General features: G+C 59.6%; 14 protein-coding genes. 8 read left to right on the forward strand and 6 right to left on the reverse strand.

The annotated features are described in order from the left end of the window. The first annotated feature begins 152 nt into the window (after nt 1-152). Nucleotides 153-2,753, forward strand: coding sequence for a bifunctional aconitate hydratase 2/2-methylisocitrate dehydratase (gene acnB, locus AC1MDT_RS09100; protein ID WP_480422735.1), 2,601 nt, complete (start codon nt 153-155; stop codon nt 2,751-2,753). Between the two features lie 197 nt (nt 2,754-2,950). Here acnB and AC1MDT_RS09105 read toward each other — a convergent pair whose 3' ends face one another. Together AC1MDT_RS09105 and AC1MDT_RS09110 are read right to left on the reverse strand one after the other, a co-directional pair. After that, entirely contained in the window at nt 2,951-4,624 is a 1,674-nt protein-coding gene (locus tag AC1MDT_RS09105) for a SulP family inorganic anion transporter (RefSeq protein ID WP_480421703.1), read from the reverse strand. Between the two features lie 280 nt (nt 4,625-4,904). Next, nucleotides 4,905-6,185 carry a serine/threonine transporter gene (locus AC1MDT_RS09110; RefSeq protein WP_480421704.1) on the reverse strand — a complete coding sequence of 427 codons (1,281 nt, stop codon included), beginning with the start codon at nt 6,183-6,185 and terminating at the stop codon, nt 4,905-4,907. Nucleotides 6,186-6,447: 262 nt separating this feature from the next. On the opposite strand from AC1MDT_RS09110, the gene AC1MDT_RS09115 reads away from it, so the two are divergent. The 4 genes from AC1MDT_RS09115 to AC1MDT_RS09130 all read left to right on the forward strand — a co-directional run bounded on the left by AC1MDT_RS09115 (nt 6,448) and on the right by AC1MDT_RS09130 (nt 9,704). Next, a complete protein-coding gene (locus AC1MDT_RS09115; protein ID WP_480421705.1) occupies nt 6,448-6,612 on the forward strand; it encodes a hypothetical protein in 165 nt (54 codons plus the stop codon). Between the two features lie 102 nt (nt 6,613-6,714). After that, nucleotides 6,715-7,680, forward strand: a complete 966-nt coding sequence (locus tag AC1MDT_RS09120; RefSeq protein WP_480421706.1) for a 2-hydroxyacid dehydrogenase — start codon at nt 6,715-6,717, stop codon at nt 7,678-7,680. Nucleotides 7,681-7,824: 144 nt separating this feature from the next. After that, nucleotides 7,825-8,892 carry a phosphotransferase family protein gene (locus AC1MDT_RS09125; protein ID WP_480421707.1) on the forward strand — a complete coding sequence of 356 codons (1,068 nt, stop codon included), beginning with the start codon at nt 7,825-7,827 and terminating at the stop codon, nt 8,890-8,892. 44 nt (nt 8,893-8,936) lie between these two features. Next, nucleotides 8,937-9,704 (forward strand): SDR family oxidoreductase, encoded by a 768-nt coding sequence (locus AC1MDT_RS09130; protein WP_480421708.1) that lies wholly within the window; start codon nt 8,937-8,939, stop codon nt 9,702-9,704. 462 nt (nt 9,705-10,166) lie between these two features. Here the strand turns inward: AC1MDT_RS09130 and AC1MDT_RS09135 are convergent, their stop codons facing one another. The 4 genes from AC1MDT_RS09135 to AC1MDT_RS09150 form a co-directional block, all read right to left on the reverse strand. Next, the gene (locus tag AC1MDT_RS09135; protein WP_480422736.1) at nt 10,167-10,418 is read right to left on the reverse strand and encodes a DUF1652 domain-containing protein; all 252 of its coding nucleotides are present in this window, start codon (nt 10,416-10,418) and stop codon (nt 10,167-10,169) included. A 133-nt stretch (nt 10,419-10,551) separates the two neighbouring features. Next, the gene (locus AC1MDT_RS09140; protein WP_480421709.1) at nt 10,552-12,048 is read right to left on the reverse strand and encodes a helix-turn-helix transcriptional regulator; all 1,497 of its coding nucleotides are present in this window, start codon (nt 12,046-12,048) and stop codon (nt 10,552-10,554) included. A 133-nt stretch (nt 12,049-12,181) separates the two neighbouring features. After that, a complete protein-coding gene (locus AC1MDT_RS09145) occupies nt 12,182-13,465 on the reverse strand; it encodes a Zn-dependent hydrolase (protein ID WP_480421710.1) in 1,284 nt (427 codons plus the stop codon). 141 nt (nt 13,466-13,606) lie between these two features. Beyond that, nucleotides 13,607-15,091 (reverse strand): NCS1 family nucleobase:cation symporter-1, encoded by a 1,485-nt coding sequence (locus AC1MDT_RS09150; RefSeq protein ID WP_480421711.1) that lies wholly within the window; start codon nt 15,089-15,091, stop codon nt 13,607-13,609. A gap of 550 nt (nt 15,092-15,641) precedes the next feature. Here AC1MDT_RS09150 and hydA point away from each other — a divergent pair. From hydA to preA, 3 genes are all read left to right on the forward strand, one after another. Beyond that, nucleotides 15,642-17,081 (forward strand): dihydropyrimidinase, encoded by a 1,440-nt coding sequence (gene hydA, locus AC1MDT_RS09155; protein ID WP_480421712.1) that lies wholly within the window; start codon nt 15,642-15,644, stop codon nt 17,079-17,081. 163 nt (nt 17,082-17,244) lie between these two features. Next, complete coding sequence (locus tag AC1MDT_RS09160) at nt 17,245-18,612, forward strand: NAD(P)-dependent oxidoreductase (RefSeq protein ID WP_480421713.1); 1,368 nt, start codon at nt 17,245-17,247, stop codon at nt 18,610-18,612. Further along, complete coding sequence (gene preA / locus AC1MDT_RS09165; RefSeq protein ID WP_480421714.1) at nt 18,613-19,887, forward strand: NAD-dependent dihydropyrimidine dehydrogenase subunit PreA; 1,275 nt, start codon at nt 18,613-18,615, stop codon at nt 19,885-19,887. Nucleotides 19,888-19,893 lie beyond the last annotated feature (6 nt).

Here is a 19,893-nt window from a genome sequence, read left to right on the forward strand (position 1 = left end):
TCTGCAGGCGTAAAACTTTGAAAGCAGCTTCTGTAAGGAATTGTCGGTAATTCTGGCTAAGTGGCCCACAACGCCACGCAGCGCATGAGTACGGCAATTTCGGGATGAGCGTCCCGGACACCCATTTGGGACCACTGATGAGGGTAATAACTGTGCTTGAAGCCTACCGCAAACATATCGAAGAGCGCGCAGCACTGGGTATCGTTCCCCAGCCGCTTAACGCCGAACAAACTGCAGGCCTGGTCGAGCTGCTGAAGAATCCCCCGGCTGGCGAAGAAGCTTTCCTCGTTGACCTGATCACCAATCGCGTTCCGCCTGGCGTGGACGAAGCAGCCTATGTAAAGGCCGGCTTCCTGTCTGCCCTCGCCAAAGGCGAAGCCAAATCCCCTCTGATCGACAAGAAGCGCGCTGTTGAACTGCTCGGCACCATGCAGGGCGGCTACAACATCGTCACTCTGGTCAACCTGCTGGACGACGCCGAACTGGCGCCAGTGGCCGCCGAAGAACTCAAGCACACCCTGCTGATGTTCGACGCCTTCCACGACGTTGCGGAACGAGCCAAGAACGGTAACGTTCACGCTAAAGGCGTGCTGCAATCCTGGGCAGATGGCGAGTGGTTCAAAAACCGCCCTGTACTGGCCGACAAGATCAGCCTGCGCGTGTTCAAGGTCACCGGCGAAACCAACACCGACGACCTGTCCCCTGCCCCTGATGCCTGGTCCCGTCCAGACATCCCTCTGCACGCTCTGGCCATGCTGAAAATGGCCCGTGAAGGCATCGTGCCTGACGCCCAGGGCGTCACCGGCCCGATGAAGCAGATCGAAGAAATGCGCGGCCAAGGCTTCCCGATCGCCTACGTCGGTGACGTGGTCGGTACCGGTTCTTCGCGTAAATCGGCGACCAACTCGGTGCTGTGGTTCTTCGGCGACGACGTGCCTTACGTGCCGAACAAGCGTGCTGGCGGTTTCTGCTTCGGCAGCAAGATCGCTCCGATCTTCTACAACACCATGGAAGATGCCGGCGCCCTGCCGATCGAATTCGACGTCACCAACATGAACATGGGCGACGTGATCGACCTGTACCCACATGCTGGCAAAGTCTGCAAACACGGTACCGACGAAGTCCTGACCACCTTCGAAATGAAGACCCCGGTGCTGTTGGACGAAGTCCGTGCCGGCGGTCGTATCCCGCTGATCATCGGCCGTGGCCTGACCGAGAAGGCGCGTGCCGAACTGGGCCTGCCACCTTCGACCCTGTTCAAACTGCCGGAAGTCCCGGCTGAAAGCACCAAGGGTTACACCCTGGCGCAGAAAATGGTCGGCAAGGCGTGCGGCGTAGCGGGCGTTCGCCCGGGTACTTACTGCGAACCGAAAATGACCACCGTCGGTTCCCAGGACACCACCGGTCCCATGACCCGTGACGAACTGAAAGACCTGGCGTGCCTGGGCTTCTCCGCTGATCTGGTGATGCAGTCCTTCTGCCACACCGCGGCCTACCCTAAGCCGATCGACGTGACCACCCACCACACCCTGCCAGACTTCATGATGACTCGCGGCGGCGTTTCCCTGCGTCCGGGCGACGGCATCATCCACAGCTGGCTGAACCGCATGCTGCTGCCGGACACTGTCGGTACCGGCGGTGACTCGCACACCCGTTTCCCGATGGGCATTTCGTTCCCGGCCGGTTCCGGTCTGGTCGCGTTCGCTGCAGCCACCGGCGTTATGCCGCTGGACATGCCGGAATCGATCCTGGTGCGCTTCAAAGGCAAAATGCAACCGGGCGTCACCCTGCGTGACCTGGTTCACGCCATTCCTTACTTCGCGATCCAGGCTGGCCTGCTGACCGTCGAGAAGAAAGGCAAGAAGAACGCCTTCTCCGGCCGCATCCTGGAAATCGAAGGCCTGGACAACCTGAGCATCGAGCAAGCGTTCGAGCTGTCTGACGCTTCGGCCGAACGTTCGGCTGCCGGTTGCACCATCAAGCTGTCGAAAGAGTCGATCACCGAGTACCTGAGCTCCAACATCACCCTGCTGCGCTGGATGATCGGCGAAGGCTACGGCGATGCGCGTACCCTGGAACGTCGTGCTCAAGCGATGGAAGCCTGGATCGCCAACCCTGAGTTGATGGTTGCCGATGCTGACGCCGAATACGCTGAAGTCATCGAAATCGACCTGGCCGACATCAAAGAGCCTGTGCTCTGCGCGCCAAACGATCCGGACGACGCCCGTCTGCTCTCCAGCGTTGCTGGCGAGAAGATCGACGAAGTCTTCATCGGTTCGTGCATGACCAACATCGGTCACTTCCGCGCTGCCGGTAAATTGCTGGATCAGGTCAAGGGTCAGCTTCCAACCCGTCTATGGCTGTCTCCGCCGACCAAGATGGATGCTCACCAGTTGACCGAAGAAGGCTACTACGGCATCTACGGCAAGGCCGGCGCACGCATGGAAATGCCAGGCTGCTCGCTGTGCATGGGCAACCAGGCACGTGTAGAGCCGAACTCCACTGTGGTGTCGACGTCGACCCGTAACTTCCCGAACCGTCTGGGTGACGGCGCGAACGTCTACCTGGCTTCGGCCGAGCTGGCGTCTGTTGCTTCCATCCTGGGTCGCCTGCCGACCGTCGAGGAGTACATGGAATACGCTGGCAAGATCGACAGCATGGCGGCCGATGTCTACCGCTACCTGTCCTTCGACCAGATCGCCGAGTTCCGTGAAGCTGCTGCGAACGCCAATATTCCGGTCGTTCAAGCCTAACGTTACAACGCTATAAAAAACGCCGCCCATCGTGAGATGAGCGGCGTTTTTTTATGCCTGCCAGGTTTGACCTGGCCCCCTGTGGGAGCGAGCCTGCTCGCGAAAAACTTCAGAACAACGCGGTTATTCAGGCTAATCGCGTCATCGTTGAAGACCATCGCGAGCAGGTCGAATCGTCGCACCGTCGCTCCCACAGGTTAAGCGCAAGCTTCCGCCGACAACTTAAGTGCTTGTTGCACCGCACCGTCGACACTCAAATCGCTGAGAAGCACCTGCTCCAGCTCCTGCGCCGGCAACAGCGCGAGAACGGCTTTAGCCTGGTCCTTGAGCCGCGCCAGAATCAGTAATTTGTCTTCGGCACGCACCCGCAAAAAGAACGCTTCCAGCGCTTCGATGCTCGTGCCGTCCAGGTCCGGAGATTCTTCCAGGCTCAAAATAATCGTATGAATCGGCGGCGAGGCGTGGCGAGCCAAGTGCAAGGCGCCGCCCAGAATGCGCTCCACATTGGCGTAAAACAGCGCTTCACTCGGCCTGACGATCAGCATGCCCGGTATTTCCCTGGCTTGAGGATGGAGGTGCAGGTCGACAAAATCGTGACCGCCAGCCATTTGCCCCAGCACTTGAATATCCGCCGATGACATCTGTTTGAGCATCAGCAGCACGCTGATCGCCACTGCAACCAACAAACCGTCCAGCACGCCAAGCACCAGCACCGCTGCCACTGCACAGATCACCAGCAGGCGGTCGCGGCGCCAGATGAAATAGCGACCCAACGGTTGCAGACTCAAGCCCCGGGCCAAGGCGTGAATGACGATAGCGGCCAGCACCGGCTCGGGCGTCAGTGCAATGTAAGGCAACGCCGTCAAGACGATCAGCAACACCACCCCCGCCGCTACTGCGCCCGCCATGCGCGAACCTGCACCCGCGGCCTCATTGGCCGAGGTCGCGGAGTAGCCTGCGCCCGCTGGCATGCCGTGGAACAAGCCCGACAGCAGATTGGCCGCACCGAGGGCCAACAGGTCGCGGTTCGAGGAAACCCGGTCGCCGTGTTTGAGCGCAAAGGAGCTGATCGATCCGTAGGACTCGGCGTACAGAATCATCACCATGGCAAACGCCAACTCCCCAAGACGCAGCCAATCAGTAAACGGCAACACCGGAAGATGAGGCACATCCAGGCTTAAATCGATCACGCCAATCAGCTTCACTCCGTAGGCCGACAAATCCAGCCATTGACCGGCTGCAATACCGAGCGCCACCACCAGCAACCCACCCGGTAATCGCCGCACGCGTGCGCACAGCCACAACACCAGCAATGACACGGCCGCCACGAGCGCGCCGACCCTATTCCACTGGGGCAATTGCTCCAGCAATTGCGGCACGAAACGAATCAGATTGGCGCTGTCCAAGTGCACATCGACGGCACTCGCGACCTGTTTGAGGATGATGGTGATGGCCAGGCCCAACGCAAAGCCGCGTAATACCGGTTTGGAAATAAATGAAGTGATGCTGCCGAGTTTGAACAGCCCGGCCAGGAGGAAGTAACCACCGGTCACTAACACCAGGCCGACCGCCAGGATCATGCGCAAGCCCGAGTCACCATTGGCCAGCGTGGCGGTGGCGGCGGCCAGGACCGCTGCCGACGATGAAGTCGCGGAAACGATGGCAAAGCGGCTGGTGCCGAACAGGCCGTAGCAAAGCAGACCGGCAAACAACGCAATGACCCCGGTCTGTGGCGGCAGCGCGGCAATGCTTGAATAGGCGACAGCCTCGGGCAACAACAAGCCGGCAATCGATAACCCGGCCAGGACGTCCAGCCATCGGTTGGGCGTATCGATGCGAGGTTGAGTCGATACGCCGTGAGCACCTGCCATGAAGCGTCTCCAGATAAAGATCAACAGGTCGTATACGACGCGTCAATGTAGGCTCTAGGGTAGCCGTTTATCCGGTTGGATGTGTGCTCCAGGTCAGGTGCTGGGTGCACGCCATAAAAAACGCCGCCCATCGTTAGAAGAGCGGCGTTTTTTATTGAAGACCGCGTCGCCCCATTCGCGAGCAGGCTCGCTCCCACAGAGACTGCACACAACGTGTGGGAGCGACGGTGCGACGATTCGACCTGCTCGCGAAGGCGGACTCACACTCCCACAGGATCAATCAGGCAGACAGCGAATAGATCAACGCCGAGATCGCCACCAGGCCCACCGCCGTCACGAAGACGTTGGACGCCTGACCGCGATAACGCGCCATGGCCGGCACTTTGCGGATCGCGTACATCGGCATCAGGAACAGGATCGCCGCGATAACCGGCCCGCCAAGGGTTTCGATCATCCCGAGAATGCTCGGGTTCAGCGTCGCAACGATCCAGCAAACCACCAGCATGAACCCGGCAGTCATACGGTTCAGCGTCTTCGGCGCCGGGCGTTTGCCGCTTTTTACAATCAAGCCCTTGAGGCCTTCACTGGCGCCAATGTAGTGGCCCAGGAACGACTTGGAAATGGCCACGAACGCAATCAACGGCGCCGCGAAGGCGATGGTCGGGTTGCTGAAGTGGTTGGCCAGGTATGACAGGATCGACAAGTTCTGCGCCTTGGCCTCGGCCAGTTGTGCGGGCGACAGGGTCAACACGCAGCTGAAGACGAAGAACAGCACCATCACCACCATCAAGGCGTGGGCGCGGGACAGGATTTGCGAACTGCGCTCCTCGGCGTGCTCACCGTAACGGCGTTTCTGATCCACGGCGAACGCCGAGATGATCGGTGAGTGGTTGAACGAGAACACCATCACCGGAATCGCCAGCCACAAGGTGTGCAGCAACGCCGACGGCTCAGGCAGGGTCGATGCAGTCGCAAGGATGCCGCCATTCCAGTGGGGAATCAGGAACACCGCCAAAAACAGCAGCGCAACAATAAACGGATAAACCATCAGGCTCATGGCCTTGACGATCGCTTGCTCGCCGCAACGCACCACGGCCAGCAGGCCAACGATCAGCACCAACGACAGCACGGCGCGCGGTGGCGGCATGATGTGCAGTTGGTGTTCGAGGAAACTGCCCACGGTGTTGGTCAGCGCCACGCTGTAGATCAACAGGATCGGGAAAATCGCGAAGAAGTACAGCAAGGTGATCAGCGCACCGGCCTTGATTCCGAAGTGTTCTTCCACCACTTCGGTGATGTCCGCGCCTTCGCGTCCGGACAACACGAAGCGGGTCAGGCCACGGTGCGCGTAAAACGTCATGGGGAACGCCAACACCGCCAGGACCAGCAATGGCCAGAACCCGCCCAGTCCTGCGTTGATCGGCAAAAACAGGGTACCGGCGCCGATGGCGGTGCCAAACAGGCCCAGCATCCATGTGGTGTCATGGCGATTCCAGTTCGAAAGAGTCGCTGGTGTCGCCGCTACATAGCGTTCGTCGACGCTATTGGCCTGATCATTCATCCGGTGAGATCTCCGCATTCCGGTCATTTGCTACCCGGTCAGAACGAGTCGGAAAAATCCGACAGGCAGCGTCCTGACCGAAACAGGGGCGCGATTGTCCGGGATTAGTGAACAGAAGCAAAGACTTAGCTGAGGAGTGGTGCTACGGATCAGGTTTTTCGAGCGCTATTGAATAGATGCTTTAAAATTTCCATTTAATAAAAGATTAGCGTCATGTCACTAGTGCCAGACCTACACTCAGGGGCTTGAAGCGTTGCTGCTGATGGGTGACGATCTGCCCGAAGCCAATCGGCAAAAAGCACGGGTGGATTATTCGTTAATGGTCGGTGCCCTGACCTTGGCCCGCGCCACTCGGGCTGACGCATTGTCCGACGAAACTCTCGATGCAGCGCGGACTTTTCTGACGCCGCACGGCTCCTCTGCCTAAGCTACAGCGTGCAGGAGTTTTGGCCATTGCCAAACGGCGTTGGAGCCAGCAATCTCCAGTGATATTCGAGTCTCGACATTCCGCCGCCTACAGGAGCCCAGCATGCCTGCAACCGTTCTGGTACTGGTTGAAACCATTAATGATTACCTGCCGATTCTCGAACATCAGGGCTTTCACCTGATACTGGCTCCCACCCCTGCCGAGCGCGCCGCGGCCATTACACGGCACGCCGGGCAAATCGATGCGGTCCTGACGCGCGGCCCGCTGGGGCTGTATGCCGATGAAATCGCCGCCTTGGCCAATCTCAAGATCATTTGTGTGATCGGCGCCGGTTATGAACACGTCGACTTGCAAGCCGCCGCAGACCGGGGCATCACCGTCACCAACGGTGCCGGGGTCAATGCCTCTTCGGTCGCCGACCATGCCATGGCAATGCTGCTGTCACTGGTGCGAGACATTCCGCGCTGCGACGCCGCCGTGCGCCGCGGCGAATGGCCAAAAATCATGCGCCCCTCGCTGGCTGGCAAACGCCTGGGCATCCTCGGCCTCGGGGCCGTCGGCATGGCCATCGCCAAACGTGCCGCCCACGGTTTCGACATGACGGTGAGTTACCACAATCGCCAGCATCGCAGCGACGTGCCTTACACCTTCTGTTCGACCCCCACCGAACTGGCACGCGTCTCGGACTTCCTGATGATCGCTACGCCCGGCGGCCTTGCCACTAAACACCTGATCAACCGACAGGTGCTCGACGCGTTGGGCCCCAAAGGTTTCATCGTCAACATCGCCCGAGCCAGCGTGATCGTCACTGCAGACCTGATCAATGCGCTGGAGCAGCTGCGGATTGCCGGCGCCGCGCTGGATGTCTTCGATGCCGAACCCCACGTGCCGGACGCCCTCAAGGGCCTGACCAACGTCATCCTGACCCCGCATGTCGCCGGTCTGTCGCCGGAAGCCACGCAAGGCACGGTGGAGCTGGTGGGCCGCAACCTGATGGCGTTTTTCTCCAATCAACCGGTGCTGACGCCAGTCGCCCTGCCTCCGGCAATGAGCAAGGCCATGTTCTGAAGCTCTTTCAAACGGGTGTATCAAAAGCAATGATTGGCAGGCAACACGCTCACCTATAAGGGCTGCTCGTGGTTGTGGGTGTCGGGTGTGCGCATTAGATTAGCCAATAGTCTCAGGCCTCCAGAATAAGCAGAAGGGATAAGCATGGCGCTTACTGACCAGTCCACCCGTATCCGCACCGGCGAAGAGCTCGATGCCAGCCTGATCGATCCGTACCTCAAGGCCCATATTCCGGGCCTGAGCGGTTTGCCACGGATCAGCCAGTTTCCCGGCGGCGCATCGAACCTCACCTACTTGCTGGAATACCCCGAGCAGGAGTTTGTCCTGCGTCGGCCTCCGTTCGGTCACAAAGCCAAGTCCGCCCATGACATGGGCCGCGAATTTCGCATCCTCAACCAACTCAAGGACGGCTTTCCGTACTGCCCCAAAGCCTACGTGCATTGCACGGACGAATCAGTGATCGGTGCCGAATTCTATGTAATGGAACGGGTCAACGGGATCATCCTGCGCTCCGAACTGCCGCCGGAACTGGGCCTGGACTCGGCAAAGACCGAAGCCCTGTGCAAGAGCTTCATTGACAAGTTCGTGGAGCTGCACCAGGTCGACTACAACGCCTATGGCCTGGGCGACCTCGGCAAACCCGAAGGGTACGTGGCCCGGCAGGTCAAAGGCTGGAGCGAGCGCTACGAAAAAGCGCTGACTCCCGACGCGCCGCAGTGGGAAGCGGTCAAGGCCTGGCTCAACGACAAGATGCCGGCCGATCACCCGACCTCCAGCATCGTTCACAACGACTATCGCTTTGACAACGTGATCCTCGACCCGAACAACCCGATGCAAATCATCGGCGTGCTCGACTGGGAACTGACCACGCTCGGCGACCCGCTGATGGACCTGGGCAACACCCTCGCCTACTGGATCGAAGCCAGCGACCCGGCGCCCGTGCAACTGATGCGCCGCCAACCCAGCCATGCCCCGGGCATGTTGACCCGCCGCGAGTTCGTCGATTACTACGCCGAACGCTCAGGCATCCAGATCGACAACTTCGACTTCTACTACACCTACGGCCTGTTTCGTCTGGCCGGCATCGTGCAGCAGATCTATTACCGCTTCTTCCATGGTCAGACCCAGGACAAACGCTTCGCGCAGTTCATTCACATGAACAAACTGCTGGAGCAGATGAGCCTGCAGGTCATCCAGAAATCCAGCCTTTGATTGCGCCCCTGGCTAAATAACAAGACTTTTTATAAGAGAATCCCATGTCCAAGACTCAGTTGTTCGACCTCGACGGCAAAATCGCTTTCGTTTCAGGTGCCAGCCGCGGCATCGGTGAAGCCATTGCCAAACTGTTGGCCCAACAAGGCGCTCACGTCATCGTCTCGAGCCGCAAGCTCGACGGTTGCCAGCACGTGGCCGATGCCATCATCGCCGCTGGCGGCAAGGCCACCGCTGTTGCATGCCACATCGGTGAGATGGAACAGATCAGCCAGGTGTTCGCCGGCATCCGCGAACAGTTCGGACGCCTGGACATTCTGGTCAACAACGCCGCGACCAACCCGCAATTCTGCAACGTGCTGGACACTGACCTCAGCGCCTTTCAGAAAACCGTCGATGTGAACATCCGCGGCTACTTCTTCATGTCGGTGGAAGCCGGCAAGCTGATGCGTGACAACGGCGGCGGCAGCATCATCAACGTCGCCTCGATCAATGGCGTTTCGCCGGGGATCTTCCAGGGCATCTACTCAGTGACCAAGGCGGCGGTGATCAACATGACCAAAGTCTTCGCCAAGGAGTGTGCGCCGTTCGGCATCCGCTGCAACGCCCTCTTGCCGGGCCTGACCGACACCAAGTTCGCGTCGGCGCTGGTGAAAAACGAGGCCATTTTGAACACCGCGTTGCAGCAGATTCCGCTCAAGCGCGTGGCGGACCCCAGTGAAATGGCCGGTGCCGTTCTGTATCTCGCCAGCGATGCGTCGAGTTACACGACAGGGGTTTCGCTGAATGTGGATGGTGGTTTCCTGTCCTGAGATGCATACCTTGTATAGGAGCTAGCTTGCTCGCGATGGTCGTGAACGATAACGCGTTCTTCCTGAATAACCGCGTTGCATTCACGTCCTTCGCGAGCAAGCTCGCTCCTACTGGGTGACGCAACGAGTCGTGGTCGTAACCCGGGTCACCTGCGCGTCAGCTCTCGCGTCGCCTTGCACATCGGTGTTTTCATTGGTTTGGCAGGTACGCACGGGATCGGGCGGCGGTGCGGCAGGGGGTGGCGGTGGTGGACTGGCGCAACCACCGAGGATCGCTACGCAGAGCGCGAGCGACAGAGGCGATAAAATACGTTTCACAGGACTGTTCATAGGTTGACCCGCTATAAGTGATCGACACCCTTGTGTGACAACAAAACATCACTGGAAAGTCCATTCACAGAACAGTAACCGTGTTTTCCTGATGGTTTAGGCAGTCTTCAACGCCAGTAAACCCCGCAATTCCTACGAAATCGCGCCGGGGCGATGCAAGCAACTGCTCTCAAGTTCATAACGCAGTTCTTCAATCAGTGCATTCACCGCGTCCGGCGTCCTTAGCGTTGCCAGGTTCAGCCCGCTGACCACCAGGTCCACCTGCCCTGAAACCGGGTGATAGAGCTTCACCGTCAATGAATATTCACCCGTGACAGTGCAATCACAGGCCAATGGCGAAAAACTACGCTCCAGATGCATACGCAATTGCGCCAGATGAATCATTTTGCTCATTCCTGTAGCTGTTCCAAGGATGCGATCCCGGCCTGAACACCCCCTATCGCACCTTCACAGGCTAAGCACAGACGCAATGCGCCAACACACGAATTTGCACCTCCCCAATTAGTGCATTTGCACCTTATCGCTGCGCCTTGGGCCGCCACTCACCGGAGAATAAACCACGTTCTCGCGCCCAGACAATCGCCTCGCTGCGACTGTGAACGTCGAGCTTGGAATATACCGTCGACACATGATTGCGCACTGTATTGGGCGCCAGTTTCAACCGTGCAGCGATCTCCTTGTCGGCCAGGCCTTCGCAGATAAGCCCCAGCACATCGCGCTCCCGGGCGGTCAGCTCGGTGAACGTGACGCTGGGTAACCTGGGCGAGTTTACGTTCTTCACGTTGGCGAGTTTTTCGATCAGCGTGCGACTGAACCACGAAGCGTCTTTCATCACCTCTTCGATCGCCGCCACCAACTCCAGCTCCGTGCGTTTACGGTCGGTGATGTCCATCAGCACCAGCAAGTAACAAGGGCTGTCCTGAATGTTCACGGTGTCGGCCGACACCGCGCAATCGATCAGTTCGTTGTCTTTTTTACGCACGCGAATATCGATGCGATCCAGTCCACCGCTTTTCTCCAGCGCCGCGAACAGCCGTACCCGTGCGCCCTTGTCGTGAATGAAATCGATCTCGGCGATGGTCTTGCCAAGCACTTCTTCGCTGGGAAATGCGAGGGTGTCGAGAAACGCTTCATTGACGTCCATCACCACCTGATCAGCCGCATTGCACACCAGGATTGGCACCGGTGTCAGGCGAAAGGCTTTGGCGAACCGCTCCTCACTCTGGCGCAGGGCGACCTCGGCCTTGCGTCGAGGCTCCATGTCGACGAAGGAAAACAGCATGCACGCTTCGTCATTGAGCTCCAGGGGCTGACCGGCGACGATCACCTGCTTGCTCCCGCCCTCGGGCAATTGCAGCTCGGCCTGCATCTGCGGAATGGTTGCCCCCTCACGCAAACGCTGCTTGGCCAAGTCTTTGTTTTCGGCGCCTTCGAGCACGTCCAACTCATACGTAGAACAGCCGATCACCTGATCACGCGCGTAGCCGGTCATTTCCAGAAAACCGGAATTGACCTTGATGTAGCGCAAATCACTGAGTCGGCAGATCACCGCGGGGGCCGGGTTGGCGCTGAAAGTCTTTTCAAAGCGCTGCTCGGCGCTGGCCCACTCGGTGACATCGTCCATGATCAGCACCAGCGACTCCGGGTCGCCCGCACTATTGGCCAACACCATGCTGCGCACGCTGTGAACCCAGGTGCGTTCCGGGTCCTGATCCGAACGCACTTGCACCACCACATCGCTGAACGTCTCGCCACGGGCGACACGGTTGATCGGGTAATTATCGACCGGGACTGGATGATTATTGCGATAGCGCAAGGCGAAGCGTCTGGCGTACGCCTTGGCATTCGCGCCCAATTCGCTGATCTGCGCGACACCGTGCATGGCCAGCGCGGCGTCATTGGCCCAAAGGATCGTCTGGTCGAGCTCCAGCAAAATCACGCCATCGGACAAGCCGGCGATGATCTGCTGCAACTGCCGGCGATTGGTTTCGGTGATCAGGACGTCCTGGCTCATTGGATCTCCACACGTGCGCCGGCGCATTCACGCGCCGGCCTGTGAAGATGTCGACCGCAGGGGGTCGGGATAGTGCAGCAAACATCCTGAAGCAGCGACGCGCCCCCTCACCACAGAAGCATCTTGTGATGCTTCAGGCCGCGAGCTCACCGCCGGCAATCGCGGCCGACGCCGCCAGCATCGCCCGCAACAACACCGCACACCCGGCCGCCAAATCATCCGGCGCGGCGTTTTCGATTTCGTTGTGGCTGATGCCGCCTTCGCACGGCACGAAGATCATCCCGGCCGGGCCGAGTTCGGCGAGGAAGATCGCGTCGTGCCCTGCTCCGCTGACGATGTCCATGTGCGACAGGCCCAGACCTTGTGCCGCACCGCGCACCGCCTCGATGCAGCCCTTGTCGAAGTACAGCGCAGGAAAGTCGGCAGTGGGTGTGAGTTCGAAGGTCAGTCCGTGTTCTTCACAGGTGGTTTCAATGACCTCACGGACTTCGGCGATCATCGAGTCCAGACGCGCCGGCTCCAGGTGCCGGAAATCAAGGGTCATGCGCACTTCGCCGGGGATGACATTGCGTGAGCCGGGGTAGGCTTGCAGGCATCCCACGGTGCCGCAGGCGTGCGGTTGATGGCTGAGGGCGGCGCGATTGACGGCGCCGACGATCACCGCCGCACCGACCAGAGCGTCCTTGCGCAGGTGCATCGGTGTCGGGCCGGCGTGGGCTTCGACACCGCGCAGTTTCAGGTCGAACCATTTCTGGCCGAGGGCGCCCATCACCACGCCGATGGTTTTGTGTTCGTCTTCAAGGATCGGGCCTTGCTCGATGTGAGCCTCGAAATACGCGCCGACGGCGTGACCGCTGACCTTACGTGGACCCGCGTAGCCGATGGCGTTCAGCGCTTCGCCGACGGTCACGCCTTCGGCATCGACCTTGGCCAGGGTTTCTTCGAGGGTGAATTTTTCTGCAAACACACCGGAGCCCATCATGCACGGGGCGAAGCGCGAGCCTTCTTCGTTGGTCCAGACCACCACTTCCAGCGGCGCTTCGGTTTCTACGCCGAGGTCATTGAGGGTGCGCAGTACTTCGACGCCGGCCAGTACGCCAAAGCAACCGTCGAACTTGCCGCCGGTAGGCTGGGTATCGATGTGGCTGCCGGTCATCACCGGGGGCAGGTTTGGGTTGCGGCCGGCGCGGCGGGCGAAGATGTTGCCGACGGCGTCGATGCTGACCGCGCAGCCTGCTTCCTCGCACCACTTGACGAAGATGTCGCGGGCCTGGCGGTCGAGGTCGGTCAGGGCCAGGCGACAGACGCCCCCCTTGACCGTGGCGCCGAGCGTGGCCAGTTCCATAAGCGACTGCCACAGACGGTCGCGGTTGATGTGCTGATGGGTGGACTGCAGAACGTCTACGGCAGCGTTCATGATGATCTCCTCAGGCAGTTTTTATAGGTTTCTTCAGGTAATTATCTGGTGCATTTGAGGCCGCCATCGCGAGCAGGCTCGCTCCCACATTTGAAATGCATTCCCCTGTGGGAGCGAGCCTGCTCGCGATGAGGCCATCCATCACACCGGAGATTTCACGATTGACGGAGTGGGCCGCATCGAGCACAACCCGTAATAGATCAGCCCGCCCAATGCCGAGCCGGTGAACCAGCCATAGCTGTAAAACCAGCTGAATGCATTGCTTCCCAGCGACAACAGCGTCAACACCACCGGCACGCCGAAGGCGGTGAACCCGAACCAGTTCCACGCCGGATAGACGTCATCGCGATACAACCCGGCCAGGTCCAGCTGCTGTTTCTTGATCAGGAAATAGTCCACCACCATGATCCCGGCGATGGGTCCGAGCAGGCTGGAGTAACCCAGCAACCAGTTGGAATAAACCGTTTCCAGGCTCACGTCCGAGACAATCAGCCCGAGCTTTTTCAGCAGTTCATGGCCCATCAGCAATAAGCCCACCAACCCCGTCAGCAATACCGCTTTCGTGCGGTTGATCACCTTGGGCGCGATGTTCTGGAAATCGTTGGTGGGGGACACAATGTTCGCCGCGGTGTTGGTGGACAGCGTGGCGATGATGATCAGCGCCATGGCCAATGCCACCCACACCGGGCTCTGGATATGACCGATCAGGCTAACCGGATCAGAGACGGTGACACCCACCAGTTTCACCGAGGCGGCGGTCATGACGACGCCCAGGGAAGCGAACAGGAACATCGTCAGCGGCAAACCAAAAACCTGCCCGAGTATCTGGTCTTTCTGGCTTTTGGCGTAGCGGCTGAAGTCGGGGATATTCAGGGACAAGGTGGCCCAGAATCCGACCATGGCGGTCAGGCCGGCGGCAAAGTAGCTGACGACGCTGGCCCCTTCCGGTCGCTTGGCCGGAATCGCCAACAGTTCGGTCATCGATACATTCGGCATGGCCCATACCAACAGGCCCACACCCACCAGCACCAGCAGCGGCGCCGAGAGGGTTTCCAGCCATTTGATCGACTCGGCGCCGCGTAGCACCACCCACAAATTCAGCACCCAGAAGATCATGAAGCCGATCACTTCACCGGTGCCACCGAGGGCTTTCCAGCCTTCGAAAATCGAACCCAAAAACAAGTGAATGGCCAGGCCGCCGAACATCGTCTGAATGCCGAACCAGCCGCACGCGACCAGCGCCCGAATCAAACAGGGCACGTTGGAACCGAGAATGCCGAAGGAGGAGCGCAATAACACCGGGAACGGAATGCCGTACTTGGTGCCGGCAAAAGCATTCAACGTCAGCGGGATCAATACAATGAGATTGGCGAACAGAATTGCCAGCAGCGCTTCGCCCACGCTCAGACCGAAATAGGCCGTGAGCACCCCTCCAAGGGTGTAGGTCGGCACGCAGATCGACATGCCGATCCACAGCGCGGTGATGTGCCATTTGTTCCAGGTTCGTTCGTGGACCTTGGTCGGTGCCATGTCGTGGTTGTAACGGGGACTGTCGAGGACGTCGCTGCCGGCTTCCAGCTCAAACAAGCCGTCGCGCTCGGTCACTTGCGATCTGATCTGTTGCATGGCCGCTCCACTGTTCTTTGAATTATTTTTTGCTCATCAGGACTTGCGGCATCAATAACCGTGCCGCGCACCCCGTTTGCGCATCGGGCAGTTCCACTAAACTTTGCAACCCACTGATGTTTATCAGTTTTATTGGCATACCTAATCAGTCCACGGTGACTTGCCTGCTCACTCAGGCTGAATGCCAGGCACGTCGTCCGAAAAGTCAGGACTCAATCAGGTGCATCGAACTTTTTTTGAATGTAGCGCATCAACCATAGACCTTTCTCAACCGGCTGATTTCACATAGGAAATCTCGTCTATTTTTGGAACCTGTCAAGTGCGTCAAAATGGTGAGTGCGTGAACCATTTTGGGTATTTCAAACTTTAATCGTTATTTATCAGACACTTATTAACGTTATAAGCTTATAAAAAATATTCTTGCTCATTCCTGAATCTCAGACTAGCGTCTATTCCTGACAGCGTTGACAGGAATACACCTGTTTGCGCCAGCTTCATATAAAACATTTAGAACCGGCACCAGTCGGTCATTGCCTGCGAGGAACTCGGAATGTCTCTGTTGATCCGTGGCGCCACCGTTATTACCCATGATGAAAGTTACCGAGCCGACGTCTATTGCGCCGACGGCGTGATCAAAGCCATCGGTGACAACCTCGATGTTGCGGCGGGTGCCGAAGTGCTCGACGGCAGCGGCCAATACCTGATGCCCGGCGGCATCGACCCGCACACGCATATGCAACTGCCCTTCATGGGCACGGTGGCGAGCGAAGATTTTTTCAGTGGTACAGCGGCGGGACTGGCCGGCGGCACCACGTCGATCATCGACTTCGTGATTCCCAATCCGCAGCAATCGCTGATGGAGGCGTTTCACCAATGGCGCGGCTGGGCCGAGAAGTCGGCCGCAGATTATGGTTTCCACGTCGCCATCACGTGGTGGAGCGAGCAGGTCCGCGAGGAAATGGCGGAGCTGGTCAGCCATCACGGGGTCAACAGCTTCAAGCATTTCATGGCCTACAAGAACGCGATCATGGCGGCCGACGACACCCTGGTGGCGAGTTTCGAGCGTTGCCTGGAGCTTGGCGCGGTGCCGACGGTGCACGCGGAAAACGGCGAACTGGTTTATCACCTGCAGCGCAAGTTGATGGCCCAGGGCATGACCGGGCCTGAAGCGCATCCATTGTCGCGGCCGTCGCAGGTGGAAGGCGAAGCCGCGAGCCGGGCGATCCGCATTGCCGAAACGTTGGGTACCCCGCTGTACCTGGTGCACGTCTCGACCAAGGAAGCCCTCGACGAAATCACCTACGCCCGCAGCAAGGGCCAACAAGTCTACGGTGAAGTGTTGGCAGGGCATCTGCTGCTCGACGACAGTGTCTATCAACACCCGGACTGGCAGACCGCCGCCGGTTACGTGATGAGCCCGCCCTTCCGTCCTCGTGGCCATCAAGAAGCACTATGGCACGGCCTGCAATCGGGCAACCTGCACACCACCGCCACTGACCACTGCTGCTTCTGCGCCGAGCAAAAAGCGGCGGGGCGTGATGACTTCAGCAAAATCCCCAACGGCACCGCCGGTATCGAAGACCGCATGGCCGTGCTTTGGGACGAAGGGGTGAATACCGGCCGCTTGTCGATGCAGCACTTCGTCGCGCTCACCTCCACCAACACCGCGAAGATCTTCAACCTCTACCCACGCAAGGGTGCGATTCGTGTCGGGTCTGACGCAGACCTGGTGCTGTGGGATCCGCAGGGCACGCGGACCATTTCAGCGACAACTCACCACCAGCAGGTCGACTTCAACATCTTCGAAGGCAAGACCGTGCGCGGCGTGCCGAGCCATACCATCAGCCAGGGCCGAGTGGTGTGGGCCGATGGCGATCTGCGCGCCGAGCGTGGTGCCGGGCGGTATGTCGAGAGGCCGGCGTATCCGGCGGTGTTTGATTTGTTGAGTAAGCGGGCTGAGCAACATAAGCCCACGGCTGTGAAACGCTGAGAGCGGCCTTCGGCCTATCGCGAGCAAGCTCGCTCCCACAGGGATCTTCAGTGTTCACTAAACCACTGTGGGAGCGAGCTTGCTCGCGATGGCGTCGGCACAGGCAATACAAAGACCAATGCCCGTCAGAGGCATAACCTCAAACAACATGAGGCCTTAAACCGTGATCAAGACCCTGAACCATCTCCCGCATCCCCAAGAGAGTGCGGCCGCCCTCGCCGGTCATTTCACCGACCTGGCGCCGCCCCTCAATGACCGGCAGGCGCATCTGGAAGCTTCGCGCTGCCTGTACTGCTACGACGCGCCGTGTGTGAATGCCTGTCCGAGTGAGATCGACATTCCGTCGTTCATCCGCAATATCCATCAGGACAATGTTCAGGGCGCGGCGCAGAAAATCCTCTCGGCGAACATACTCGGCGGCAGTTGTGCCCGGGTCTGCCCGACGGAAGTCCTCTGCCAGCAAGCCTGTGTGCGCAACAACGACCACGAGTGCGCCCCGGTACTGATCGGCCTGTTGCAACGTTACGCGGTGGACAACGCGCACTTCAGCGAACACCCGTTCCAACGCGCCGCCGCAACCGGCAAGCGCATCGCCGTGGTCGGAGCAGGACCGGCCGGGTTGTCTTGTGCCCATCGCAGCGCCATGCACGGTCACGACGTGGTGATTTTCGAGGCACGGGAAAAGGCTGGCGGCCTCAATGAGTACGGGATTGCCAAGTACAAACTGGTGGATGATTACGCGCAGAAGGAACTGGAGTTTCTGCTGCAGATCGGTGGCATCGAGATCCGCCACGGCCAGAAACTCGGCGAGCAATTGACCCTCAGCGACCTGCATCAACAATTCGATGCCGTGTTCCTCGGCCTCGGTCTCAACGCCGCAAAACACCTGGGCCTGGCCCATGAAGACGCACCCGGTCTGCTCGCCGCCACCGACTACATCCGCGAGCTGCGCCAGTGCGACGACCTGACCCAACTGCCACTCGCCGACCATTGCATCGTCCTCGGCGCCGGCAACACGGCCATCGACATGGCCGTGCAGATGGCTCGTCTCGGCGCGCATGACGTCAACCTGGTGTATCGCCGCGGCGCCGAAGACATGGGCGCCACCGGGCACGAACAGGACATCGCCAAAGCCAATCAGGTGCGTTTGCTGACGTGGGCTCAACCCGAAGAAGTGCTGCTCGACGATCAGGGCAATGTGCGCGGCATGCGCTTCGCTCGTACAACAATGTTCGAAGGTCGCTTGCAAACCACCGGCGAGACCTTCGAGCTGGTGGCCGACGCCATCTTCAAAGCCATCGGCCAGGCCTTTGATGGCAGTGCCCTGGCCGATCCACTGGCCCGGGAGCTCAAGCGTCAGGGTGATCGAATCCTGGTAGACGAGCACCTGCGCACCAGCATCCCCGGCGTGTATGCCGGAGGCGATTGCACCAGCCTCGATCAGGACCTCACCGTACAAGCCGTGCAGCACGGCAAGCGGGCCGCCGAAGCCATCAACGCTCAACTCATGCTCAACGTGGAGGCTGCGTAAATGGCCGATCTCTCGATTGTCTTCGCTGGCATCAAAGCCCCCAATCCGTTCTGGCTGGCCTCTGCGCCGCCCACCGACAAAGCCTACAACGTGGTCCGCGCCTTCGAAGCTGGCTGGGGCGGCGTGGTCTGGAAAACCCTGGGTGAAGACCCGGCGGCGGTCAACGTCTCGTCGCGCTACTCAGCACACTTCGGCGCCAACCGTGAGGTGATGGGCTTCAACAACATCGAGCTGATCACCGACCGTTCACTGGAGATCAACCTGCGGGAAATCACCCAGGTCAAGAAGGATTGGCCAGACCGTGCGCTGATCGTTTCACTGATGGTGCCCTGCGTTGAAGAATCGTGGAAAAACATCCTGCCGCTGGTGGAAGCCACCGGCGCCGACGGTATCGAGCTGAACTTCGGCTGCCCTCATGGCATGCCGGAACGCGGCATGGGTGCGGCGGTCGGCCAAGTGCCGGAGTACGTCGAACAGGTCACGCGCTGGTGCAAGACGTATTGCTCGCTGCCGGTGATCGTCAAGCTCACGCCGAACATTACCGACATCCGCGTCGCCGCCCGCGCGGCCCATCGTGGCGGGGCTGACGCGGTGTCGCTGATCAACACCATCAACTCGATCACCAGCGTCAACCTGGAGCAGATGGTCGCCAATCCTGCCGTCGGCAGCCAGAGCACCCATGGCGGATATTGCGGCTCGGCCGTGAAGCCGATTGCGCTGAACATGGTCGCCGAAATCGCCCGCGACCCGCAGACCCAAGGGCTGCCGATCTCCGGCATTGGCGGCATCGGCAGCTGGCGCGACGCGGCGGAGTTCATTGCGCTGGGCAGCGGCTCGGTGCAAGTGTGCACGGCGGCAATGCTGCACGGATTCCGGATCGTCGAGGAAATGAAGGACGGTTTGTCACGCTGGATGGACAGTCAAGGCTACGCCAGCGTGTCGGATTTTGCCGGGCGCGCGGTGGGCAATACCACTGACTGGAAGTACCTGGACATCAACTACCAGGTGATTGCGAAGATTGATCAGCAAGCGTGCATCGGTTGCGGGCGCTGCCACATCGCCTGCGAAGACACCGCGCACCAGGCGATTGCCAGCCTGAAGCAGGCGGACGGGACGCATAAATATGAAGTGATTGACGATGAGTGCGTGGGGTGCAATTTGTGCCAGATCACCTGCCCGGTGCAGGATTGTATCGAGATGGTGCCGATCGAGAACGGCAAGCCGTTTCTGGATTGGAACCACGATCCGCGCAATCCCTACCATGTTGCAGTCTGAAATCTG

The sequence above is a fragment of the Pseudomonas sp. ASL7 genome (assembly GCF_056680375.1).